Raw genomic sequence first — 24026 nt, 5'->3', positions numbered from 1 at the left:
ACAAGGGAGTGAACATCATGAACATGCTGAAGACTGTCGTGACCGGCGCTATCGCCGCGACATTGATGTGTGGCAGCGCGCTGGCCCAGGACGTGACCATGCGCATCCACCAGATGCTGCCGGCCCAGGCCACCATTCCGGCCTCGGCCATCGAGCCCTGGGCCAAGGCCGTCGAGGAGCAATCGGGCGGGCGCATCAAGTTCGAACTCTACCCCGCCATGCAGCTGGGTGGCGCACCGGCGGCCCTGTTCGACCAGGCCAAGGATGGCGTGGTCGACGTGATCTGGACCGTGCTCGGCTATACGCCCGGCCGCTTCCCCAAGTCGGAAGTGTTCGAAATGCCCTTTCTGGTCACCTCTGCCGAGGCAACCTCGGTGGCATTCCAGAAATATGTCGAAGCCAATGCCATGGATGAGTTCGAAGGCGTGCACCTGATCGCCGTGCACACCCACGGCCCGGGCCTGTTCCACACCCAGAACCCTGTCACCAAGCTGGAAGACCTGGCCGGCATGAAGATCCGCGGCGGCTCGCGCGTGATTTCGGACATGCTCGGCCGCCTCGGCGCCGAACCGATCGGCATGCCGGTGCCGCAGGTGACCGAGGCCCTGTCCAAGGGCGTCATCAACGGCACCACCATCCCATGGGAAGTCACGCCCTCGCTCAAGGTGGCCGAGCTGGTTAAGAACCATACCGGCTTCACCGGCGCCAACGGCCTCTATACCCAGACCTTCGCCTTCGTGATGAACCAGGCGAGCTACGACGCCCTGCCCGACGACCTCAAGGCGGTGATCGATGCCAATTCCGGCGTCGAGGTGGCCCGCGCCTTCGGCCAGGCCATGGATGCCGGCGATGTTGGCGGCCTCAAGATCGCGACCGATCTGGGCAACAATATCGTCACGCTCGACGAGGCCGAAACCGCGCGCTGGAAGGCCGCGGCCCAGCCCACCATCGACCAGTGGTTCACCGACATGGAAGCGCTCGGCGTTGACGGCAAGGCGCTCTACGAAGAGGCCACCGCGCTCGTGGCCGCCGAGGCGGCCCAGTAGCCGCACCGATCTCCCGAAGACTTGAAGGGCGCCGCGGCGCCCTTCTTTTTGTGCTCAATCAGCCGCGATAGCCGACGTCGATCACCGCCCGGCCGCTGGCCAGCCGCGACACGCAGGCACACATGCGCGTCCCCTCATGCTTTTCCTCATCGCTGAAAAACACGTCGCGATGATCGATCGGGCCATCATGCTCGATGATGTCAACGGCGCACAGCCCGCATTCACCGCGCTGGCAATCGTAGATCATGTCGACACCGGCCCCGAGCAAGGCTTCGAGCAGGGTCTGGTCGGGCCGCACGGCGACCGAACGCCCCAGCCCCTTGACCTCGACGCTGAACGGGCCCTCGGCAAACAGCCCGCTATCGCCGAACACCTCGTAACGCAGCCGTCCCATGGGGCGTCCGGCGGCGGCCCAGGCCGCCTTGACCGCATTGAGCATGTCGATGGGGCCGCAGACATAGAGCTCGCCATTGTCGGGCAGCGCCGCAATCTCACCTGCCACATCGATGCGCCCACCGGCATCGCCGGCGTGAACGGCAACCCGGTCGCCCAGTTCGGCTTCCAGCGTATCGGAAAAGGCCATCACCGCACGGCTGCGACCGCCATAGACGAGGCGGAACGGGATGCCGCGCCGCTGCAGCGCCAGAGCCATGCCATAGATCGGCGTGATGCCGATGCCCCCCGCCATCAGCAGGTAATAGGGCGCACGCCAGGCCAGCTCGAAGCGGTTTTCCGGGACGCTGAGCTCGATCGCCGTGCCGGATTCGAGGCCCCACATGAAGCGCGAGCCGCCCCGGCTGTGCTCGTGCTGCTTGACCGCCACGCGGATATGGCCCGCCGGTGCCGGCAGGCAGCTATAGGTGCGGATGGCCTGCCCATCGCCAAGGCTGACCTTGAAATTGCTATGCGAGCCCGGATCGAAACGCGGCAGCGCGCCATCGACGGCGAAGTCGAGCAGCCGGACATCGGCGGCAATCGTTTCGGCGCGGGTAACGACGCCCCGGCGCCATTCCAGTCTGTTGCGCATGGCGTCCTCCTATTCGCCGACCAGGGCCAGCGCCGGCACGCGACGCAGCAGGCTGCGGTCTTGCTCGATGACATATTCGAGATTCTGCCGCGCCAGCCGCGCATGTTCGCGTGCCAGGGCCTCGGCCCGGCCGCCCTCGCGCATCTCGATCGCATTGACGATGGCCCTGTGCTGCGCCTGCCCCACCAGCAGCGACTGCCGGAAGGCGGGCACATCGGCCTGCTGGTCGAGAAAGGCGCTGGGCGAGGCAAAGGGCAGCCGCGTCACCCGCTCGATCTCGCGCCGGATCGTCTCGCTGCCGGAGAGCCCGGCCAGCGCCTCGTGGAAGGCGGCATTGAGCTCGACATAGCGGTCGAATGCCATCTCCTCGGGCCGGTCGCGCACCGTCTCGTCCAGCGCGCGCAACAGCTCCTTGATGGCGCGCAGGCGACCCGGCGGCACGCCGCGTTCCGCCGCCAGCCGCGCCGCGGTGCCTTCGAGCACCCCGCGCAACTCGATGGCGTCGACCACCTCCTCACGGGCAAAGCTGCGCACCGCATAGCCGCCCGAGGGAATGAGCTCGAGCAGGCCCTCCTGCTCCAGCCGCGCCAGAGCGGCGCGGATCGGCGTGCGCGAAATGCCCAGCCGTTCGGCAATGGCCACTTCCGAGAGGCGCTCGCCCGGACGGACGCTGCCGCCCAGGATCAGGTCGCGCACGCCCATCAGCGCCTTGAGCGATTGCGGCTGCTGCCGCGTCTGGGGAGCGACGGCCATGGACTATTCCGCCGCCATGGCGGGTCGCTGCTCTTCGGCAATCATCGCGTCGATCAGCTTGCGCGCCCACATCGAGCCGGCATCGATATTGAGATTGTAGATGACATGGTCGGGATTGGCGTCGATCGCCTGCTGCTGGGCTTCGAGGATCCGCTCATCTTCGCGGAAAATCCCGGCCACGCCTTCGCGCAATTCATGCGTGCGGCGCTGCTCGGAAATCTTGTAGTTGCGGGCAAAGGCCCAGAAATAGTGGCAGGTCTTGTCGGTCTCGGGCGTGATCGTGTTGAGCACGAAGCCATTGACGCCCTGGCTGCGGTCGCCTTCGGGCGCGCCGGTGCCGGCCGGGGCTACGCCCACATCGATGGCGATGGTGGCCGGCGCCTCGAAATTGATGATCTGCCAGCGGTCGACATTGCCTGGCTTGCCCAGCTGGCCGCGCCAGAAGGGCGGCGCATCGATATCCTTCATCCACCGCGTGATGGTGGCGGTCTTGTCCGAATGGGTCGCGGTGAACGGCGCCTCGGCGACGGCACGATTGCCGATGGACGAGCCATGCACATAGGTCTCGTGCGTCAGGTCCATCAGGTTGTCGATCACCAGGCGATAGTCGCATTTGGCATGGATCAGCTTGCCATCCGCCGCCCAGGCGGGATCGTCATTCCAGTGCAGGTCGGGGATCCTGGCGGGGTCGGCCAGGGCCGGATCGCCCATCCACAGCCAGATGAAGCGGTGCCGCTCGACTAGCGGATAGGACACGACGCAGGCCGACGGATTGATCGTGTCCTGCGAGGGCATGTATACACAACGGCCGCTATCGTCGAATTCCAGCCCGTGATAGCCGCAAATGACATTGTCGCCATAGAGCTCGCCCATCGAGAGCGGCAGCAGCCTGTGCCAGCAGGCATCGGCCAGCGCCACCGGCGTTCCATCCTGTTTTCGGTACATAACCACCGGTTTTCCGCAGATCTTGCGCGGCAGCAGCGCGCGCTTGACCTCGGTATCCCAGGCGGCGGCGTACCAGGCATTCATCGGAAATGTTTGGGTGCTCATCACCGGGCTCCTCTCCCTGCGATCAATCTCTCCCTTATGAAATACTAGTTGTATACATTTTTCAAGCCGAGCCGGCTTGCGACCATGGTTCAATAGGTCAGGCCGGCAGACTGGCTGCCGGCCTGGAGTTTCGCGGATCTCGTGCAGGCGCCGATGCTACAGCGGCTTTTTCAACCACTTGGCCAGCACGCCGACAATGCCCTCGCGGAACAGCAGCACACTGACCACGAAGATCGCGCCCTGCAGCACCGTCACCCAGGCGCCGAAGCCGGCGAAGTAGTTCTGCATAGTGACGATCACCGCCGCGCCGATCAGCGGGCCGAACACCGTGCCCATGCCGCCCAGCAGCGTCATCAGCACCACCTCGCCCGACATGGTCCAATAGACGTCGGTGAGCGAGGCGAGCTGGAACACGATGGCCTTGGTGGCACCGGCAAGCCCCGCCAGCGCCGCCGACATGACGAAGACGGCGAGCTTGTAGCGGTTGACCTTGTAGCCCAGCGAGACCGAGCGGGGCTCGTTGTCGCGGATCGCCTTGAGCACCTGGCCGAAGGGCGAGTGGATGATGCGGTAGATCAGCAGCAGCGCCCCGAACACGATGGCCAGCACCACGAAATAGAGCGTGAGGTCGGAGCTCAGATCGATCAGGCCGAACAGCCTGCCGCGCGGCACGGCCTGGATGCCGTCCTCGCCGCCGGTAAACGGCGCCTGCAGGGCAAAGAAGAACACCATCTGCGCAAAGGCCAGCGTGACCATGGCGAAATAGATGCCCTGACGGCGGATCGCCAGCGCCCCGATACCCAGCCCCAGCACCGCCGCGGCCAGCACGCCGAGCAGGATGGCGAATTCGGGATTGAAACCCCAGGCCTTGGCCGCATAGGCCGCGACATAGCTCGAGGAGCCGAAGAACGCGGCATGGCCGAAGGACAGCAGCCCGCCAAAGCCGAGCAGCAGGTTGAGCGCGCTGGCGAACAGCGCAAAGCACAGCACCTTCATCAGGAAGACGGGATAGAGCACGCTGGGCGCCACCAGCAGCAGGCCGAACAGCACGGCGAAGATCACCATGTGATGGCGCGGCGTACCGATCGGCAGGGCCGCGGCCTCGGAACGATAGCCGGTTTCCGATTGGGTCGTCATCACTGCGTCCTTCCAAACAGCCCGGCAGGCTTGACCAGCAGCACGATGGCCATGATCACGAAGATCACCACGGCCGAGCCTTCAGGATAGAACACCCGCGTCAGCCCCTCGACGATGCCGAGGCCGAAGCCGGTGAGAATGGCGCCCAGGATCGAGCCCATGCCGCCGATGACGACGACGGCAAACACCACGATGATCAGGTCGGCGCCCATATTGGGATTGACCGAATAGATCGGTGCGGCCAGCACGCCGGCTAGCGCTGCCAGCGCCACGCCAAAGCCATAGGTCAGCGTGATCATGCGCGGCACATTGATGCCGAAGGCACCCACCAGCGTGGGGTTTTCCGTGGCGGCGCGCAGATAGGCGCCCAGCCTGGTCTTCTCGATGGCGAACCAGGTGGCAAAGCACACCACAACCGAGGCGACGATCACCCAGCCGCGATAATTGGGCAGGAACATGAAGCCCAGATTGGTGCCGCCCGAGAGTTCGGCGGGAATGGAATAGGGCAGTCCCGACACGCCATACTGGTTGCGGAACAGGCCCTGGATGATCAGCGCCAGCCCGAAGGTCAGCAGCAGGCCATAGAGGTGGTCGAGATGGTAGAGCCGGGATATCATCAGCCGCTCGATGACCACGCCTGAGGCGCCCACCACCAGCGGCACGATGAGCAGGGCCCACCAATAGTTGATGCCGGTATAGGTCAGCAGCATCCAGGCGACGAAGGCGCCCATCATATACTGCGCGCCATGGCTGAAATTGATGATGTTGAGCAGGCCGAAGATGACTGCCAGCCCCAGGCTCAGCAGCGCATAGAACGAGCCGTTGATCAGCCCCAGCAGCAACTGGCCGAAAAGCGCCTGTGGCGGAATGCCCAAAAGCTCGAACATGACAAGCAATCCTGGTGGAAAGAAAGGGAGGCGCCCCGGCCGGGCCGGAGCGCCCTGGACGAATTACTCGGCGAGGAAGGCGCAGCCGCCGTCTTCGATCGGACGGAAGGCCTGGTCGGCCGGAATGGTGGCCAGCAGTTCGTAATAGTCCCAGGCACCGGTCGAGTCGGCCGGAGCCTTGACCTTGAACAGGTACATGTCGTGGATCTTGCGACCGTCTTCACGCACCATGCCTTCACCAAACAGCGGATCGCTGGTCGGGGTCGACTTCATCTCGGCCATCAGGGCTTCGGTTTCCTTGCCGCCGGTGGCTTCCACCGCCTTGAGGTAATGCAGCACGCTGGCATAGACGCCGGCATGCACCATGGTCGGCTTCTTGCCGTCATTCTCGGCAGCAAAGCGCTCGGACCAGGCGCGGGTCTCGTCATTGAGATCCCAGTAGAAGCTCTCGGTCAGCACCAGGCCCTGCGCGGTTTCAAGGCCGAGCGCATGGATGTCGGTGATGAAGATCAGCAGCCCGGCCAGGGCCTGACCGGCCTGGGTGATGCCGAACTCGGATGCCTGCTTGATGGTGTTGACGGTGTCGCCACCGGCATTGGCGAGGCCGATCACCTGGGCGCCCGAAGCCTGGGCCTGCAGCAGGTAGGACGAGAAGTCGGTGCCGGGGAACGGATGGCGGACGGTGCCCACCACTTCGCCGCCCGAGGCCTCGACAATGGCCATGGTGTCACGCTCAAGCGCATGGCCGAAGGCATAGTCGGCGGTGATGAAGAACCACTTGTCATTGCCCTGCTCCACCATGGCGGTGCCGGTGCCCTTGGCGAGTGCCCAGGTGTCATAGGTCCAGTGGACGGTATTGGGCGAGCACTGCGCGCCGGTCAGGTCGGCCGAGCCGGCACCCGAATTCATGAAGATCTTGTTCTTCTCGCGGGTGATCTCGTTGACCGCAAAGGCCGCCGACGAGGTCGGCACGTCCACGATCAGATCGACGCCGTCCTGGTCATACCACTGGCGGGCAATGTTGGAAGCGACGTCAGGCTTGTTCTGGTGGTCGGCCGAAACGATCTCGACGGTGATGCCCTTGCCGGCAGCGTCGAAATCCTCGACGGCCATGCGGGCCGCGATCACCGAGCCTTCGCCCGAAAGGTCGGCATAGACGCCGGAGCGGTCGTTGAGCACGCCGATCTTGACGGCGGTCTGGGCCATGGCCGTGCCCGCCAGCAACAGGCTGGTGGCCGTGGCCAGGATGAAGGTCTTGAAGTTCATTATTGCGTCTCCTCCGAGTGGTGCCGATTTTCGGCTTGGTGCTAGACGCCCAGATAGGCGTGCAGCTTGTTCATGTTGGCGGCGAGGTCGGAATTGGGGATGGTGTCGATCACCCGCCCCTGTTCGACCACGTAGTGCCGGTCCGCGACCGAGGCCGCGAAGCGGAAGTTCTGTTCGACCAGCACGATGGTGAAGCCCTGGCTCTTGAGCTGGCTCAGCGTGCGGCCGATCTGCTGCACGATCACCGGGGCCAAGCCCTCGGTGGGTTCGTCCAGCAGCAGGAATTTGGCGCCGGTGCGCAGGATGCGGGCGATGGCCAGCATCTGCTGCTCGCCCCCCGACAGCTTGGTGCCCTGGCTGCCGAGCCGATCGCGCAGATTGGGGAACATCTCGAGCACCGCCTCGCGCGTCAGCCCACCCGGCTTGACCTGCGGCGGCAGCATGAGGTTCTCGTCGACCGAGAGGCTCGAGAAAATGCCGCGTTCTTCCGGGCAGAAGGCGATGCCGGCCTTGGCGATATGGCGCGGATCAAGGCCGATCAGCTCGCGGCCCTCGAAGCGCACCGAGCCCTGCCGCTTGCCGAGTATGCCCATGATGGCGCGCAGCGTCGTGGTCTTGCCCGCGCCATTGCGGCCGAGCAGGGTCACCACTTCGCCGGGGCGCACATCGAAATTGATGCCATGCAGCACATGGCTCTCGTCGTACCAGCCGTTCAGGTCGCGCACGGCGAGCAGGCTGTCGGTGATCGCGTCGGTCATCGCCAGTGCCTCACTCATGGCCCGCTCCGATATAGGCGTCGATGACGCGCGGGTCCTTCGAGACCGCCTCATAGGGCCCCTCGGCCAGCACCTGCCCCCGGGCCAGCACGGTGATGCGGTCGGAGAGGTCGGCCACGACCGAAAGATTGTGCTCCACCATCAGGATGGTGCGATTGGCCGCGATCTTGCGGATCAGCGCCGAGATCCGCGCCACGTCTTCCTGCGCCATGCCGGCCATAGGCTCGTCCAGAAGCAGCATTTCCGGCTCCAGCGCCAGCGTGGTCGCGATCTCCAGCGCCCGCTTGCGGCCATAGCTCAATTCGCCCGCCGTCTCATGGGTAAAGCTCGACAGCCCCACCTCGTCGACGCGCTCCATCGCCTCGGCATCGAGCTCATGCAGCACCTTCTGGGAGCGCCAGAAGTCGAAGCTGTCGCCGCGCCGCCGCTGCAGCGCGATGCGCACATTTTCCAGCACGCTGAGCTTGGGAAACACTGCCGAAATCTGGAACGAGCGCACAAGGCCCAGCCGCGCAATATCGGCGGAGGGCATGCGGGTAATGTCCCGGCCATTCAGTGTGATGGTGCCGGCGCTGGGCTGCAGGAACTTGGTCAGGAGATTGAAGCACGTGGTCTTGCCCGCGCCATTGGGCCCGATCAGCGCATGGATCGAGCCACGCTGCACATCGAGATCGACATCGTTGACTGCAACGAAGCCGGCAAAGCGTTTGGTCAGGCCGCGCGCGGAAAGGATCACGTCGGCTTTCGGTGCATTCTGTTGTGTCATGGCTACGCTCATCGGGCTGTCCATCCGCCATCTATGGAAATGGCCGAGCCGGTGATCGAGCGGGCCAGGTCGCCGCAGAGATAGGCAGCCAGTTCGGCGATTTCCTCGGGCTGCACGAATTGCCGCGTCGGCTGCGGCGCCAGGATCACCTCGCGCATCACCTGCTCCTCGCTCATGGCATGCACCCGCGCCTGGTCGGCCACCTGGGCGGCGACCAGCGGCGTCCAGACATAGCCCGGGCAGATGGCATTGACGGTAATGCCCTTCTCCGCCGTTTCCAGCGCCACCGCCTTGGTCAACCCGACCACGGCATGCTTGGTTGCCACATAGGCCGACTTGAACGGGGAGGCGCGCAGGCCATGCGCCGAGGCGATATTGATGATGCGGCCCCAGCCGCGGCCGGTCATGCCCGGCAGCGCGGCGCGGATGGTGTGAAACGCTGAATCGAGGCTCACCGCGACGATGCGGTCCCAATCGGCGGGCGGCAGGTCCTCGATCGGCGCCACCTTCTGCACGCCGGCATTGTTGACCAGTACATCGAGCTGCCCGAAGGCGGAGACCACCTCGCCGACCAGGTCATAACCACCGCCATTGGCGGCGAGGTCGGACTGGAAGTAGCGCACATTGGCGCCATTGCCGGCCACCGAACGCAATGCGTCCACGACCTCGGCTTCCGCCTCGAAGCTGTTGATCGCTACGTCATAACCCATCGCCGCAAACTTGCTGGCGATCGAGAGGCCAATGCCGCTCGTCGAGCCTGTGACCAGTGCCACGCGCTTTGTCGTCATGCTCCACCCTGCAGCGGGCCTTCAATGGGCCCGGTCTTTTGCCAGTTACCTATCAAGTTCCGTGCCAAGCGCGGAATGCCCGCAATCCGGGCGTTTTCCGGCAGAGCAGACGGCAGGACATGTACGGCGGACACGACACTGTCCGGAAGTCCGGACAAATCAGAGGGTGATATTGTGGCGCTTGAGCTTTTCGTAGAATTGCGAGCGCGACACGCCGAGCCGCAGGGCCGCGGCCGATTTCTGGCCGCCGGTGGCCTCGAGCGCATCAAGGATTGCCTGCCGCTCGGTATCCGCCACGGCATTGGCCAGCCCCTGCCGCGGCGCGCCCGACCGCACCACGCCCGGCGGCAGCGCCCGGCTGATGACCCCGGCATCCATGACTTCACTCGGTGCCAGGGCGGCAGCCCGCTCCAGCACATTGCGCAATTCACGCACATTGCCCGGCCAGGCATGGGCCTGCAGCAGGGCCACCGCCTCGGGCGTGATCTCCCAGCCGCGCTGGTCCCCTGCCCGCATGGTCTGCTCCAACAGTGTTTCGCAGAGCAGCGCCATGTCCTCGCGCCGCTCCCGCAGCGGCGGCACATGCACGGTCAGCACCGCGACACGATAATAGAGATCGGCGCGAAAGCTCTTGTCGGCGATCTTGGCTTCGAGGTCCTGCGAGGTCGCCGCGATGATGCGGACGTCGATCTTCTTGACCGTGTTGGAGCCCAGCGCCTCGATCTCGCCCTCCTGCAGCACGCGCAGGAACTTGGCCTGGATGCCCAGCGGCATGTCGCCGATTTCGTCGAGAAACAGCGTGCCGCCATGCGCCAGCTCGAACCTGCCCTGGCGCGCCTTCTTGTCGGCGCCGGTATAGGCGCCGGGCGACACGCCGAAGAACTCGGCCTCCAGCAGGGCCTCGGGCACGGCTGCCATGTTGACGGCCACGAACGGCCCATCGGCCCGGTCCGACTGCTGGTGGATGGCATGGGCCAGCAGTTCCTTGCCGGTGCCGGTCTCCCCCAGGATGAGCGCCGCCCCATCTCTGAGGGCGAAGCGCCGAACCATGGCCTTGAGTTCCTTGACCGCCTCGCTCTGGCCGACAAAGCTCGACAGCGAATATTTGGTCTGCCGCTCCCGCGTCAGCGCCGCCTGTGCCCGGGTGAGCTGCTTCTGCAGCGCCTCGAACTTGTCGAGGATCGGCGCGAGATAGTCGACATTGTCATAGAAGACGAAGCCGATCGCCCCTTCCACCGCCCCCGCTTCATCCTTGAGCGGAATGCGGCAGACGACGAACTGGCGATCGTCGAAATTCATGATGTCAAGCAGGATCGGCCGCCCTGTCTCCACCACGCGGCGCAGCAGCGAATGGGGCAGGATGTCTTCCACCGGCAGGCCGATCGGATCGAAATCGGGCGCCAGTTTGAGCAATTCGCGATAGCGCTTGTCCATCCAGGTGATGCGCGTCTGCGCGTCGACGATGATGGCGCCTTCGAAGAAGTCCCGCAGCAGGCTGAAGGCACCCACCGCCTCTTCGATGCTGGCCAGCCCATTGGCCGCCGGCCAGCGTTCGGTTGTCGGTATGGGCGCCATGGCCGGTCTCGTTTCCCTTGCTCGGATGGGCGAGTCTAGTCCCCGCTCATGGCCGGGGCAACGGCATCACACCCGCTCGACGCAGAGCGCAACGCCCATGCCCCCGCCAATGCAAAGCGTCGCCAGCCCCTTGTTGCCGCCGCGCCGGGCCAGTTCATGCAGCAGCGTCACCAGCACCCGCGCGCCCGAGGCCCCGATCGGATGGCCGATGGCGATGGCGCCGCCATTGACATTGACCTTGTCGGGGTCCCAGCCCATCGCCTGGTTGACCGCGCAGGCCTGCGCGGCAAAAGCCTCATTGGCCTCGATCAGGTCGAGATCGGCAACGCTCCAGCCAGCCTTGGCCAGTGCCCTGGTCGAAGCCGGAATCGGCCCGGTCCCCATAACCGCCGGATCGACGCCCGCCGTCGCCCAGCCGGCAATGCGCGCCAGTGGCGCCAGCCCGCGCCGCGCCGCCTCGTCGGCATGCATCAGCACCAGGGCAGCCGCCCCGTCATTGATGCCCGAGGCATTGCCGGCCGTGACCGTCCCCTCCTTGTCGAAGGCCGGGCGGAGCTTGGCCAGTGCCTCCGCACTGGTATCGGCGCGGATATATTCGTCGTTGTCGACAACCACATCGCCCTTGCGCGCCTTCACCGTCACCGGCGCGATCTCGGCCTTGAACCGCCCGCCTTGCTGCGCCGCGGCCGCCTTCTGTTGCGAGGCGAGGGCAAAACCGTCCTGCGTCGCCCGGTCGATGCCGAACTGCCGGGCCACATTCTCGGCCGTGATGCCCATATGGTAGCCGCCAAAGGCGTCGATCAGCCCATCGACCATCATGGTATCGACCAGCGTGACCGGCCCCATCTTTGCCGGTGCCCGCAAGTGCTGGCAATGCGGCGCCAGCGACATGGATTCCTGCCCGCCCGCGACGATGATCCGCGCATCCCCGGCCGCAATCTGCTGCATGCCCAGCGCCACCGCGCGCAGGCCCGAGCCGCAGACCTGGTTGAGGCTCCAGGCGGTGGCGCCCTGCGGCACGCCCGCCCGCATCGCCGCCTGCCGGGCCGGGTTCTGCCCCGCCCCCGCCGTCAGCACCTGCCCGAGGATCACCTCATCGACCTCGCTGGCCTCCACCCCGGCGCGCTGCAGCGCCGCGGCGATCGCCGTGGCACCCAATTCGTGTCCGGGCACAGTCGAGAGACCGCCCATGAAGGCCCCAACCGCCGTCCGCGCCGCGCCGACAATGACGATGTCGCTCATGCCGGCACCTTCAGGCTCTGCCCAACTGTGAAATGCGCCTCTGTCTTGGCGGTGATTTCGTCCACGCTCACCCCGTCGGCCAGTTCGATCAGCACCATGCTCGGTTCGCCCCGCCGCTCCAGCGTGAAGACACCCAGATCGGTGATCACCATATCGGCGACGCGCCGCCCGGTCAGTGGCAAGGTGCAGGCCTTGAGCAGCTTGGGCTCGCCCTTGGCCTCATGCTCCATCACCACCACGACGCGCTTGACGCCGGCCACCAGATCCATCGCCCCGCCCATGCCCTTGACCATCTTGCCCGGGATCATCCAGTTGGCGAGATCCCCATTCTCGGCCACCTGCATGGCGCCGAGGATCGAGAGGTCGATATGCCCGCCCCGGATCATGCCGAAGCTGTCGGCGCTGGAAAAGAAGCTGGTCATCGGCAGTTCGGTGATGGTCTGCTTGCCGGCATTGATCAGATCCGCATCCTCTTCGCCCTCGAAGGGAAACGGCCCCATGCCCAGCATGCCGTTCTCGCTCTGCAGCCGCACATCGATGCCGGTGGGAATGTAATTGGCCACCAGCGTTGGAATGCCGATGCCGAGATTGACGTAAAAGCCGTCCTGCAGTTCGCGAGCCGCGCGTTCGGCCATCTGTTCGCGGGTCCAGGCCATCAGTTCACCTCCGCCGTGGCGCGGGGCCGTACCGTGCGCTGTTCGATATGCCTGACCGGGTTGGGCACATGCACCAGCCGCGACACGAAAATGCCTGGCGTGTGGATCTGGTCGGGCTCGATCTCGCCCACCTCGACCAGGTGCTCGACCTCGGCAATGGTCACCTTGCCGGCCGTCGCCATCATCGGATTGAAGTTTCGCGCCGTCTTGCGATAGACGAGATTGCCTTCGGCATCGCCCTTCCAGGCATGGACGATGGCGACATCGGCCACCAGCCCACGCTCCATCACAAAATCCTCGCCGTCAAAGCTGCGCACTTCCTTGCCATCGGCAATGATCGTGCCCACGCCCGTCTTGGTGAAAAAGGCCGGAATGCCCGCGCCGCCGGCCCGGATGCGCTCGGCCAGCGTGCCTTGCGGGGTGAATTCGAGTTCCAGCTCGCCCGACAGGAACTGCTGGGCGAAGAGCTTGTTCTCACCCACATAGGACGAGATCATCTTGCGGATCTGCCGCGTCTCCAGGAGCGTGCCCAGACCGACGCCATCGACGCCCGCATTGTTGGAAATGACCGTCAGGTCCTTGGCGCCCGACTGCCTGATCGCCGCGATCAGCGCCTCGGGAATGCCGCACAGCCCGAAGCCGCCCGACATGATCACCATTCCATCCGCCAGCACGCCGGCCATGGCCGCCGTTGCGTCCGCATAGACCTTTTGCAAAGCCCGTCCTCCTCGCCTGTCTTGTTTGATATCGGCCATGCCGCTCCCCGCGGCACCCCGTTGCAGGCAAGGTTAGGCCTTGTCCGAAGCGGCCCGTTAGTCGTATTTATACGCTATGCCGACACCCCTCTCCCCAAGCACGGAAGCCCCCGCCATGCGCTTCGCGCTGGCCGACATTCCGGTCCCCATGGTGTTTGCCACCCATCGCATCATCCGCGACTGCAATGGGGAATTTGCCGCCCTGTTCGGCTTCGTGCGCGCGGAACTGATCGACCAGAGCTTCTCCCGCCTCTATCCCGCGCTCGCCGATTTCGTGCGCACCGGCCAGATGTGGCGCAGCCACCTGCCGGGCGGCCAGGTCTATTATGACGAGCGCATCATGGAGGGTGCCGGCGGCCGCCGCTTCTGGTGCCGGGTCAATGGCCGCTCGCGCCATGGCGTCGACCCCTTTGCCGAAGCGCTCTACTGCTTCGAGCCGATGAACCGCCCGGTGACCGAAGCGACAGTGACCGGCCGGCAGCGGCAGATCCTGACCCTGGTGGCGCAGGGCAAGACCAATGCCGCCATAGCCGCCGAAATCGGCCTCAGCAAGCGGACCATCGAGGCGCACCGCCTGCGCATGATGCGCAGCATCGGCGTGCGCAACACCGCCGAACTGGTCGCCTGGTTCTCCGCCTCATACCATCGGCAGGACCCGCCCGGCGCGATCTAGGCCCTTACTCCGCCGGGGCCTCGCAGACCGGAGCCACCCACAGCCGCACCGGCATGCCGGCCTCGCCGCCAAGCTCGCGGCACGTCCCGTCCCCGCCGCAGAGGCGCCAGCCCGCGCCCGTCGCCCCGGAGGCCGCCAGGTTGAGACTGCGCAGTGGCGGCAGGACGGGCCTATAGGTCCAGACCCCATCCGCCCACACCGCATCCTCGGGAATGGCGATCCCCGCGCCCGATCCCTCGACACTGGCCGAGACGATGGTGAGCCGGCCATTCTCGATGCGCCAGCGCTCTTCCCACTGCGTCTGCTCGACCGAATGCGTCCAGCCCAGCGTGAAGCTGGTGGTAGCCATCGCCGTGACCAGACCTGCCGCGGCGATGCACAGCATCAGGACACCGCGTCCAGCCGTGGCTGGCGTGCGCGCCACCAGTGCTGGCCGATCAGCAGGGCAGCCAGCAGGAAGCCCGCTTCATCCGTCCATGGCAGCGCCAGCATCAGCAGCACCCCGACCCCGAAACAGGCAAGGCGCTCGAACACATTGGCCGGCGCGAAGAGATAGCCCACCACCGCGACGCCCCACAGCCCGATGGCGAGGGACGTCTTGAGCACGATATAGACGACCTCCACCGGATAGCCGAAGCTGGCCGCGATGGCGCCGCCATCCTGCAGCATCAGGGAGGGCGTATAGACGGCCATGAAGGGCACGATAAAGCCGGCAGCAGCCAGCTTGGTGGCCTGCAGCGAGATCTTGAGCCCCGACGTCTTGGCCATGGGCGCGGCCGCAAAACAGGCCAAAGCCACTGGTGGGGTCAGGTCGGCCATGATGCCGAAATAGAAGACGAACATGTGGCTGACCAGCAGCGGCACGCCCAGCTCCAGCAAAGCCGGACCGGCCAGCGACGAGGTGATGATATAGTTGGGGATGGTGGGAATGCCCATGCCCAGGACGAGGCAGGTCAGCATGGTCAGCACGAGCGAGAGGAACAGGTTGTTCTCGCCGATCTGGATGATGGCCCCGATAAAGGTGGAGGCAATGCCGGTCAGCGTCAGCGTGCCGATGACGATGCCGACCACAGCGCAGGCAATGCCCACGGGCAGCGCATTGCGCGCTCCCTCGGCGAGGGAATCACGGACGATGACCAGCGTCTGCATGCCGCCCTTGACGAAGATGCAGGCTGCCACCAGCGCGCCGATCACCAGCATCAGCAGGTTGACGCCGAACTGCAGGAAGGCGGCCGAAGCCAGTCCCAGCGCGATCCAGAACGCATAGCGGAATGCCCGCGGCCCGATGGCCGCCGCCAGCGGCGTTCCCAGGATCAGCACGACAACCAGCGCCAGCCCCATCGTGCCGGCAAAGATCGGCGTATAGCCGGCGAACAGCAGGTAGATCAGCGCTGCCAGCGGCAGCACCAGCGGCCAGTGGTCGCGCACGGCATGCCAGGGATTGGGCAGCTCGGCCTTGCTCATGCCGCTGAGCCCCGCCTTGCCCGATTCCAGATGCACGACCCAGAGGCAGGTGGCGAAATACAGCGCCGCCGGAATGATCGCGGCCATGACGATGGCGCTATAGGGCACGTCCAGCGTCTCGGCCATGATGAAGGCGACCGCCCCCATAATGGGTGGCATGATCTGCCCGCCCATCGATGACGTCGCCTCGACGCCACCGGCAAATTCCGAACGGAAGCCGAACCGTTTCATCAGCGGAATGGTGAACTGGCCGCTGGCCACCACATTGGCGACGCCAGAGCCCGAAATCGTGCCCATCAGCGCGGACGAGACCGTGCAGACCTGGGCCGGACCGCCGCGCCAATGCCCGACCAGCCCCAGGGCAAAGTCGTTGAACAGGATCAGCATGCCCGCCCGTTCGAGGAAGGCGGCGAAGACCACGAAGATGAAGATATAGGCCGAGGAGACATAGACCGGCGTGCCGTAGATGCCCTCGGTGCCAAAGCCGAAATGCTCGACGATCTGGGCGAAGTCATAGCCACGATGCACGAAGGGGCCGGGCATGTACTGGCCGAAGAAACAGTAGGCGAGGAAGAGACCCGATATGACGGCAAGCGGCAGGCCCATCAGCCGGCGGGCCGCCTCGAAGACCAGCACGATCGTCACCGTGCCCACCGTCAGGTCGAATGGCGTGAGGAAGCTGCTGCGCTTGAGCAGGTCGGCGTAGAACACCCAGTTATAGACGCCGGTGAGAAAGCCCAGCACGCCCAGGCCCCAGAAGAACGCCTTGCCCCACATGGTCTTGGCGACAAGGTTGCCGACCAGCCCGAAGCCCAGCAGCAGCAGGAAGGCCACATGCATGGCCCGCACCACCTGGCTGGGCAGCGTGCCATAGGCGGCGCTCCACAGCTGGAACAGGGCAAAGGCGATGGCGATCCCGAAGGCGACGCGGCCCATAATGCCCGCGCCAAAGCCGGGGGGCAGGCCTTCGACGGCCTCTTCGGCGCTAGGCGCCGCAGTGATGGTAGTCATGGATTTCCTCCCAGAATCCGGCAGAAGCGGTCCGGAGCGGTCGCCCGCCCCGGACCGGACGACCTAGAGCAGGCCGGCCTCGCGATAGTAGCGCTCCGCGCCCGGATGCAGCGGGATGGTCAGGCCCAATACGGCCGCTTCCGGATTGATGCCGGCCGCTGCCGAGTGGGACGCCTTGAGGCGCTCGAGATTCTCGAACATCAGCTTGGTCATCTGGTAGGCGGTTTCATCGCTCACCCCGGCATGGGTCACCAGGATATTGCCGATGGCCGCCGTGGTCACATCCTCGTCCTGGCCGTCATAGGTGCCGGCGGGAATGAAGGATGGCACATAGGGCGCACCCACCGTCTCGACCACGGTCGTGGGCACCGAGACGATGTTGATATCCATCGTGGCGCCCAGATCCTTGATGAAGGCCACGCCCAGGCCGGACGACTGCAGGGTGGCGTCGAGCTGGCGGTTCTTGATGAGCTCGGCGGATTCCGCATAGGGCAGGAATTCGACCTTGCCCAGATCCTCGTAGCTCATCCCGGCCGCGGCAAAGATGGCGCGGGCATTGAGTTCGGTGCCCGATGCCGGTGCGCCGACCGAGATCGACTTGCCCTTGAGGTCTTCCAGCGTCTCGATGCCGGATTCGGCGGTGGCGACGATCTGCACATAGTTCGGATAGATCGCGGCAATGGCGCGCAGCTCGGTCAGCGGCTGCGGGAAGCCCGCCTCCTCGACCCCGTCCCAGCCGGCCTTCACCGAGTCGCCCAGCGCAAAGGCCAGTTCGCCCTTGCCCTGCTGCAGCAGGTTGAGATTTTCCACCGAGGCCTTGGTTGCCTGCACCTGGGTGCGCGCGCCGTCGATTTCCTCGGCATAGATTTCCGAAAGCGCGACGCCGAGCGGGTAATAGACACCCGAGGTTCCGCCGGTCAGGATGTTGATGAATTCCTGGCCCGTCGCGGCTGGCGCGCTGAGCGCAGCAATGGCAACGGCAACACCGGCAAGCTTGCTTGCGGTACGAATGGTCATGCAGATTTCCTCCCTGGCATGATTATGGTTGCGCTGTCGCCTTCTCCACGGCAGCACGCCTGACGCTTTGCAAGCGCCGTGCCAGCGCAGGTTTGTCCGGCTCGTCCCCGGCAATGCTGCCCACTGGTAAGTCCCACCCGGGAAAACCTGGCGGAAATCCGCCAGCGCAAGGCGATCCGGGCGGATTTCCGCCAGCGCTCAGCCCTCCACCGCCTCGCTGTCGGCGCCCCGCAGGCCATAGCGCGCGATCTTCTCGTTGAGCGTGCGGCGCGGCAGGCCGAGCTGCTCGGCCGCCTCTGCCGTCGAGCCATTGGTCATGCGCAGGGTCTGCGCGATCGCCTCCGCCTCAAACCGCGCCACACGATCCGGCAACGTCCCTGCCTGCCCGCGAGACCTGCGGGGCGATGCCGGGCTGGCGAGGCCGAGCACGGCGCGTTCGGCTGCGGACTTGAGCTCGCGCACATTTCCCGGCCAGGGCTGATCGCCGAGGCCTGTCAGGTCCATATCCTGGGGCAGCGCCATGCCGAACCGTTCGGCCGCCGCCCGGGCGAATACCCCATAGAGCAGCGGAATATCCTCCCGCCGCTCGGCCAGCGGCGGAAGGGCCAGCTCCACCGTGGCAAGGCGGTAGTAGAGGTCGGAACGGAACCGGCCCGCCTCGCTTTCGCGCCGCAGGTCGGTCTTGGTGGCGGCAATGAAACGCACATCGATCGGCCGCTCGCGATTGGACCCCAGCCGCACCACCGTGCGCTCCTGGATGGCCCGCAACACCTTGGCCTGCAGCGCCAGCGGCATGGACTCGATCTCGTCGAGAAACACCGTGCCGCCCTGGCCATATTCGAATTTGCCCGCCCGCTCGGCCACGGCGCCGCTGAACGCGCCCTTCTCGTGCCCGAAAATCTCGCTCTCGAAGATCGACTCCGGCACCGCCGCGCAGTTGATGGCAACGAAATTGCCCGCCGACCGGGCGCCGAATTCGTGCAGTGCGCGCGCCAGCACCTCCTTGCCCGTGCCGGTCTGCCCGGTGATGAGGATATCGACATTGATGCTGGCCAGCTGGGCCACCGAGCTGCGCAGGGCAACAATGGCCGGCGATATGCCGATCAGCCGGTCCTCGATGCTCGGCGCTCCGGCCCCGTCATGCAGCCGGTCGATCTCGATCCTGAGCCGGCGGCGCTCCACCGCCCGGTCGAGCACCGTCACCAGCATGTCGGCATCATAGGGCTTCTCGATGAAATCATAGGCCCCGGTCTGGATCGCCCGGACGGCCACCGGCACGTCGCCATGCCCGGTCAGCAGGATGACCGGCAGGTCGCGGTCGGCGGCCCGGAAATGGGTCAGCACGTCAAAGCCGCTCGCGCCCGGCATGCGCAGGTCCGACACCACGCAGTCAAACGCGTGCGGATCGATCTCGCGCATGGCCTGTGCCGGATTTTGATAGGTCGCCACGGTAAAGCCGGACACGCTGAGCCAGTCCTCGGCGGCCTCGCAGAGCTGTTTCTCATCGTCGATGAAGGCGATCCGGCCCCTTGTCACGCCGACACCCGCATCCGGCCGGCGATGTGCAGCGGCAATTGCACCAGCGTCACCGTCCCGCCCCCCGCGCCCGGCGCGAAGCTGACGCCACCACCGAACTCTTCGAGAATGGTGCGGCTGATCGACAGGCCCAGGCCCAGCCCCTCCCCGGTCGTCTTGGTGGTGAAGAACGGCTCGAACATGCGCCGCATGATGTCATCGGGAATGCCGCCGCCCGTATCGGCAATGCGGAGCTCGATGCGGTCGGCAACCTGCGCAGCGCGCAGGCTGATTTCGCTGTTGCCGGCCGCGGCGGTGGCGTCGATGGCGTTGAGCAGCAGGTTGATCAGCACCTGCTCGAGCCGCAGCTGGCTGCCCGACACCATGGGTAGTCCCGCCGGCACGTCATTGCTCACGATCACAGCGGATTCCCGGGCGCGCGGCTCGACAATCTCCAGCGCCGCCTCGACCACCGAGGCGATATCGATCGGCTCGGGCGCACTGGCATCCTGGCGCGACGAAAACGTCTTGAGATGCTTGACCGTGCGCTGCATGCGGCGCAGCAGGTCGCGCGCCGAGGCCAGGCTCTTGCTCACCTGCGCCTTGGCGTCGCGCTCGGCATGCATGCCGGCCGCGGCGAGCGTATTGTCCAGCGCCGATAGCGGCTGGCTGACCTCATGCACGATGGCTGCGGACATGCGCCCCAGCGCCGCCAGCTTGGCGGCATGGATGAGGCTTTCATGGGTATGGCGCAGTTCCACCTCGGTGCGCTTGTGCTCATCGATCTCGCGTGCCAGCGCCTCGGTGCGCTCGGCCACGCGCCGCTCCAGCACTGCGTTCTGCTCGAGCTTGAGCCGCACGATCTGCCGGCGCTGCCAGAAAAACAGGGTAACTGCCGAAGCCAGCAGGAACGCCATCGCCGCCAGCCCCGCCACCAGCCGCGCCTCGTCATGCACCGGCTGCATCGGCAGGCCGGTGAACAATTGCCAGCCATCCGGCTCCACCGCAGCGCTCCCCAGCACCACCTGGCCCTCCGCCGTCTCGATGGCCGGCGTATCGGCCGGCACCAGCGGGTCGAGCTGGGTGACATCGATATTGTCGTAGCGCCGCTCGGCAATGATGGCCGCCGCCGCCTCGGGCGACAGCGCGCGCAGCGGCCGGTATTTCCAGTCCGGGCGGCCGGTGAGAAAGATGATGCCCGCTTGGTCGGCCAGGCCCGTCAATTCGGCGGTCTGCATCCATGCCGCCTCGAGCGGCGACATATCCACCTTCACCACCACCACGCCGAGCGGACCGGCACTGCCCTCGACAAGCGCGGAGAGGAAATAGCCCGGCTTGCCCGTGGTCACGCCCACCGCATAATAGCGCCCCTCGCCACTGGCGATGGCATCGCTGAAATAGGGCCTGAAACTGTAGTTGATGCCGACAAAGCTGCCCGGCTCGTTCCAGTTGCTCGCCGCCAGCGTCGTGCCCGACAGGTCGAGCAGGTAGACCTCGTCGGCGCCCGAGCGTTCGCGCACCGATTGCAGATAGAGGTTGGTGCGCCGCTCGGTCTCGGCCCCGGAACCCGTCAGCATCGCGGCGATACGGGCGTCTTCGCCGACCACCCCGGCCAGATAGCGGAAGCGCTCGACCTCGCTCTCCACCGAGCGCAGCGTAATGGTCAGCCGGTCCTGCAGTTGCGCGGCAACGCGGGCCTTGCCACCCTCCAGCGCCGCCCACCAGACGGCAACCGACAGCAGGCCCGCAACGGCGAGAATACCCGCCGCGGCAAGGTGCACGCGCTTGATCACAAGACTCTTCACTGGCCGGACAGTCCTCCCTGTCGTGCCCGCGATAGTGTCAGAGCCGTGCTGGCAGGAAAAGGGCCATCGCCCAAAAGGACAGGCCCAGTGAACCGGCTGGGTTCACTGGGCCTTTTGGTTGCGGGAGCCTGATGCTGCCGGGAGTTGCGTCCAGCTTCGAAGCATCTTTCGTCAGGCTTCGCTACGTTGGCTGGTCCATCTTGCCACCGCCGGATTTGTTTCCGTTGTCATCGATGTTGTCGTCGGCCTGTTCACCATCGTCGGTTTCGAGCGGAGCAGGCGTGGTCTTATTGGGATCTTTTGGCGGCGCCGGATTAGCGTCGGCATCGCTGCCGGCTTCGACATCCTGCAGGCCTGGCGCTTTTGCATTGTCGTCAGTCATCGCAATCCCCTTCCATGATGCCTGTCCAACGGCTCCGGCGCGCTGACGTTGCACATCTTCCTCGCGATGCTTCAAGGAAAGGAGGCCGGCTGGTTGGACAAATGGACCGGCAAGGAAGGAGCCTCGCGCCGCGACGCCTCGTTCCGGCGCGGATCCATCCCCTCTCATCTTGGCTAGGCGAGGCGCAATTCCGACGTCACCTCGATCGCTCGATCCTCGCGTGTTGACACTCCCGCCGGTGGGGTGTGGGCAGCCAGGACACGATCGCGTTCGCGGATCAGTTCCACAATCTCGGCTTCATGGGCGACGAGCACCGCAGTCAGCCAGCGATTTACCAGGTAGGATGGCTGCGGCATCTGCATGTCGAAGCGGGCCAGCGCGGCAATCGTCGTCTCGGCATCGGCCCAGTCGTCGCCGACCACCCATTGATTGACGGTAAAGATCCGCAGCAGTCGTCCGGTGGCGTCGACGCCGAGCGCGGCCAGGTGATGGATCGGCCCCGAGGGACCCTGCGGGCGCTGGAAGCAGTGGAAATGACCGTGCTCGGCGCTGCCATCCTCGGCCGGGTGGCAGTGATAGTACCATTGCGCATTGCTGGCCGGATCGAACACGTCGCCGGCCGGATAATGCGCCCAGGCGTCGATCGTCTCGGCGCCCCGCAGCGTTTCGCTGAGCACGCTCAAGCCGCCCTTGGCCAGCACCGCCTCGCAGAAGGCTTTTTCCGCCAGCGCCCGGTCCCTGGCCTCATCGCGCATCAGTTGTCGACCACCAGCTCGGGCGCTTCCTGACCCGCAGGCTTGCTGGCCGGCGGCGGTGGCGGGGCCCGCAGCGCGGGAGCTGCGGTCTCGACTGCCGGCGGCTGGGCCGGAGGTGGTGGCGGGGCGCGCAGCCCTGACGCCGCTGGCGGCTGCGCCGGAGGCGGCGGTGGCGCCGCCAATTGCGGTGCGCCAGCCGCGCAGGGCGCGACAGCGGGAGGCGGCGGTGGGGCTGCCAGGGTTGGCGCTCCGGCGGCGCAGGGCGCGCCGGCCGCACACGGGGCACCGGCTGCGCAGGGGGCCCCACCCCCTGCCGCAGCCTGGGTCTGGGCGGCGGGCCGTGGCGGCACCGGATTGGTCACGGTATCATAGGCGATGGCGGCGGTGGTCACCGCCAGAGCCGCGCCGAACAGGAGCGTGTTGCGCTGGCTCATTTCTTGAACCCGTCCAGACCGAAGAGCGGGCGCAGCGCGATGCCGCCGAACGAGCCGACAAAGGCCGCTGCAAACCACAGCCAGCCATGCAGGCTGCCCGTGGCAATGCCCGAAAACAGCGCGCCGATATTGCAGCCAAAGGACAGCCGCGCACCATAGCCCATCAGCAGCCCGCCGACCGCCGCCGCCAGCAGCGAGCCGAGCGGCAGCTTGGCCTTGGGCGCGAACTTTCCAGCCACCGCCGCCGCCAGCGCGGCACCAAGCACGAGGCCGAAATCCATGACCGATACCGTATCGGCCAGGACGCTCGAATTGAGCGCCTGGGCCTGGGCCGGCCAGGTCCAGAATTCCCAGCTGGCGACGTCGATGCCGACCGCCTGGGCGATCTTGGCGCCCCATAGCCCGAATCCATAGGTGATCGACCACGGGTGCCCGGCCAGCAGGAGTGTGGCGACATTGAGCAGAGCCAGCATGAGCCCGGCCCCGACCAGCGGCCAGGGTCCGCGCAGGATCCAGCTCCAGCCCGGCCGCGCCGGGGCCGGTTCAGGCTCGATATTGCCATGCACGCGCTTTTCGATCAGTGCCGTCACCAGCGCCACCAGCGCCAGCCCGGCAATGGTCACCGCAATGGCAAAGCCCACGCCCAGTTCGGCGCCGATGCTGATGATGCCGATATTGGGCTGCAGCAGCCAGAACGGCAGGTGCGCCGTGCCGACCAACGCGCCGATGATGAAAAAGGCCAGAGTCACCAGCATCCGGGCCGAGCCGCCACCGACGGTGAAGAGCGTGCCCGAGCCGCAGCCGCCGCCCAGTTGCATGCCCAGCCCGAACATGGCGGCGCCCAGCAGCACCGAGACGCCGACCGGGCCGGCTGCCGCCACCATGGACTGCCCGCCGATCGTACCGGCGGCCACCAACGGGATCATCGCCAGCGCGGCGACGCCGATGGTCAGCATCTGCGCCCGCATGCCGCGGCCGCGCTTGTCCACCACCATCCGTTTCCAGCCGCCGGTGAAGCCGAACGAGCCGTGATAGAGCGTGGCGCCCAGCGCGCCGCCGATCAGGAACAGCCCGCCCTGGCGAAGGTCGACCAGCCAGGTGATGGCGAAAAAGCCCAGCACCAGGAAGGCGGCAGTCACCAGCAGGGGCGCCCGGTCGGCAATGGCCGGCGGCAGATAGGTGGGTGGGGCGGCTGTGGAAATATCGGTCATGGATCGCTGCGGCTCAAATGGGAAACTCCGGCTGT

At 66.1% G+C, this 24026-nt stretch carries 23 protein-coding genes; 2 read left to right on the top strand and 21 right to left on the bottom strand.

Annotated elements, in window-relative coordinates; genetic code table 11:
* Positions 1-17: 17 nt before the first annotated feature.
* Complete coding sequence (locus ACLI1C_RS16785) at positions 18-1046, top strand: TRAP transporter substrate-binding protein (RefSeq protein ID WP_411398701.1); 1029 nt, start codon at positions 18-20, stop codon at positions 1044-1046.
* Between the two features lie 58 nt (positions 1047-1104).
* Here the strand turns inward: ACLI1C_RS16785 and ACLI1C_RS16780 are convergent, their stop codons facing one another.
* From ACLI1C_RS16780 to ACLI1C_RS16720, 13 genes are all read right to left on the bottom strand, one after another.
* Complete coding sequence (locus ACLI1C_RS16780; RefSeq protein WP_411398700.1) at positions 1105-2073, bottom strand: PDR/VanB family oxidoreductase; 969 nt, start codon at positions 2071-2073, stop codon at positions 1105-1107.
* 9 nt (positions 2074-2082) lie between these two features.
* The gene (locus tag ACLI1C_RS16775; RefSeq protein ID WP_411398699.1) at positions 2083-2826 is read right to left on the bottom strand and encodes a GntR family transcriptional regulator; all 744 of its coding nucleotides are present in this window, start codon (positions 2824-2826) and stop codon (positions 2083-2085) included.
* A 3-nt stretch (positions 2827-2829) separates the two neighbouring features.
* A complete protein-coding gene (locus ACLI1C_RS16770; RefSeq protein ID WP_411398698.1) occupies positions 2830-3876 on the bottom strand; it encodes a Rieske 2Fe-2S domain-containing protein in 1047 nt (348 codons plus the stop codon).
* Positions 3877-4032: 156 nt separating this feature from the next.
* Entirely contained in the window at positions 4033-5013 is a 981-nt protein-coding gene (locus tag ACLI1C_RS16765) for a branched-chain amino acid ABC transporter permease (RefSeq protein ID WP_411398697.1), read from the bottom strand.
* Positions 5013-5900, bottom strand: coding sequence for a branched-chain amino acid ABC transporter permease (locus ACLI1C_RS16760; RefSeq protein ID WP_411398696.1), 888 nt, complete (start codon positions 5898-5900; stop codon positions 5013-5015). Before ACLI1C_RS16760 ends, ACLI1C_RS16765 begins: the two co-directional genes overlap by 1 nt.
* A gap of 63 nt (positions 5901-5963) precedes the next feature.
* On the bottom strand, positions 5964-7166 hold the full coding sequence (locus ACLI1C_RS16755; RefSeq protein ID WP_411398695.1) for an ABC transporter substrate-binding protein: 1203 nt from the start codon (positions 7164-7166) through the stop codon (positions 5964-5966).
* Between the two features lie 41 nt (positions 7167-7207).
* Positions 7208-7942: an ABC transporter ATP-binding protein gene (locus ACLI1C_RS16750; RefSeq protein ID WP_411398694.1), complete on the bottom strand. Its 735-nt coding sequence runs from the start codon at positions 7940-7942 to the stop codon at positions 7208-7210.
* Positions 7935-8708: an ABC transporter ATP-binding protein gene (locus ACLI1C_RS16745; RefSeq protein ID WP_411398693.1), complete on the bottom strand. Its 774-nt coding sequence runs from the start codon at positions 8706-8708 to the stop codon at positions 7935-7937. The genes ACLI1C_RS16750 and ACLI1C_RS16745 overlap by 8 nt, the downstream gene beginning before the upstream one ends.
* A gap of 8 nt (positions 8709-8716) precedes the next feature.
* Positions 8717-9496, bottom strand: a complete 780-nt coding sequence (locus ACLI1C_RS16740) for a 3-hydroxybutyrate dehydrogenase (protein WP_411398692.1) — start codon at positions 9494-9496, stop codon at positions 8717-8719.
* A gap of 159 nt (positions 9497-9655) precedes the next feature.
* On the bottom strand, positions 9656-11071 hold the full coding sequence (locus tag ACLI1C_RS16735; protein ID WP_411398691.1) for a sigma-54 interaction domain-containing protein: 1416 nt from the start codon (positions 11069-11071) through the stop codon (positions 9656-9658).
* Positions 11072-11137: 66 nt separating this feature from the next.
* Positions 11138-12313 carry an acetyl-CoA C-acetyltransferase gene (locus tag ACLI1C_RS16730; protein WP_411398690.1) on the bottom strand — a complete coding sequence of 392 codons (1176 nt, stop codon included), beginning with the start codon at positions 12311-12313 and terminating at the stop codon, positions 11138-11140.
* Entirely contained in the window at positions 12310-12969 is a 660-nt protein-coding gene (locus ACLI1C_RS16725) for a 3-oxoacid CoA-transferase subunit B (protein WP_411398689.1), read from the bottom strand. Before ACLI1C_RS16725 ends, ACLI1C_RS16730 begins: the two co-directional genes overlap by 4 nt.
* Positions 12969-13685 carry a CoA transferase subunit A gene (locus tag ACLI1C_RS16720; protein ID WP_411398688.1) on the bottom strand — a complete coding sequence of 239 codons (717 nt, stop codon included), beginning with the start codon at positions 13683-13685 and terminating at the stop codon, positions 12969-12971. Before ACLI1C_RS16720 ends, ACLI1C_RS16725 begins: the two co-directional genes overlap by 1 nt.
* A gap of 154 nt (positions 13686-13839) precedes the next feature.
* Between ACLI1C_RS16720 and ACLI1C_RS16715 the strand changes: the two genes are divergently transcribed.
* The gene (locus ACLI1C_RS16715) at positions 13840-14397 is read left to right on the top strand and encodes a PAS and helix-turn-helix domain-containing protein (protein ID WP_411398687.1); all 558 of its coding nucleotides are present in this window, start codon (positions 13840-13842) and stop codon (positions 14395-14397) included.
* A 4-nt stretch (positions 14398-14401) separates the two neighbouring features.
* On the opposite strand, the gene ACLI1C_RS16710 is transcribed toward ACLI1C_RS16715, so the two are convergent.
* The 8 genes from ACLI1C_RS16710 to ACLI1C_RS16675 all read right to left on the bottom strand — a co-directional run bounded on the left by ACLI1C_RS16710 (position 14402) and on the right by ACLI1C_RS16675 (position 23991).
* Positions 14402-14782, bottom strand: a complete 381-nt coding sequence (locus ACLI1C_RS16710) for a DUF1850 domain-containing protein (protein WP_411398686.1) — start codon at positions 14780-14782, stop codon at positions 14402-14404.
* Positions 14782-16872 (bottom strand): TRAP transporter permease, encoded by a 2091-nt coding sequence (locus ACLI1C_RS16705; RefSeq protein ID WP_411398685.1) that lies wholly within the window; start codon positions 16870-16872, stop codon positions 14782-14784. The genes ACLI1C_RS16710 and ACLI1C_RS16705 overlap by 1 nt, the downstream gene beginning before the upstream one ends.
* A gap of 63 nt (positions 16873-16935) precedes the next feature.
* On the bottom strand, positions 16936-17889 hold the full coding sequence (locus tag ACLI1C_RS16700; protein WP_411398684.1) for a TAXI family TRAP transporter solute-binding subunit: 954 nt from the start codon (positions 17887-17889) through the stop codon (positions 16936-16938).
* Positions 17890-18087: 198 nt separating this feature from the next.
* Positions 18088-19425 carry a sigma-54-dependent transcriptional regulator gene (locus ACLI1C_RS16695; protein ID WP_411398683.1) on the bottom strand — a complete coding sequence of 446 codons (1338 nt, stop codon included), beginning with the start codon at positions 19423-19425 and terminating at the stop codon, positions 18088-18090.
* A complete protein-coding gene (locus ACLI1C_RS16690; protein ID WP_411398682.1) occupies positions 19422-21209 on the bottom strand; it encodes an ATP-binding protein in 1788 nt (595 codons plus the stop codon). Before ACLI1C_RS16690 ends, ACLI1C_RS16695 begins: the two co-directional genes overlap by 4 nt.
* 181 nt (positions 21210-21390) lie before the next feature.
* Positions 21391-21591 carry a hypothetical protein gene (locus tag ACLI1C_RS16685; protein WP_411398681.1) on the bottom strand — a complete coding sequence of 67 codons (201 nt, stop codon included), beginning with the start codon at positions 21589-21591 and terminating at the stop codon, positions 21391-21393.
* Between the two features lie 173 nt (positions 21592-21764).
* A complete protein-coding gene (locus ACLI1C_RS16680; protein ID WP_411398680.1) occupies positions 21765-22346 on the bottom strand; it encodes a DUF6969 family protein in 582 nt (193 codons plus the stop codon).
* Between the two features lie 430 nt (positions 22347-22776).
* A complete protein-coding gene (locus ACLI1C_RS16675) occupies positions 22777-23991 on the bottom strand; it encodes a YeeE/YedE family protein (RefSeq protein ID WP_411398679.1) in 1215 nt (404 codons plus the stop codon).
* Positions 23992-24026 lie beyond the last annotated feature (35 nt).

This window comes from Devosia sp. XGJD_8 (assembly GCF_046614475.1).
Taxonomy (GTDB): Bacteria; Pseudomonadota; Alphaproteobacteria; order Rhizobiales; family Devosiaceae; genus Devosia.
This window is presented reverse-complemented; position numbering and strand designations above follow the sequence as displayed.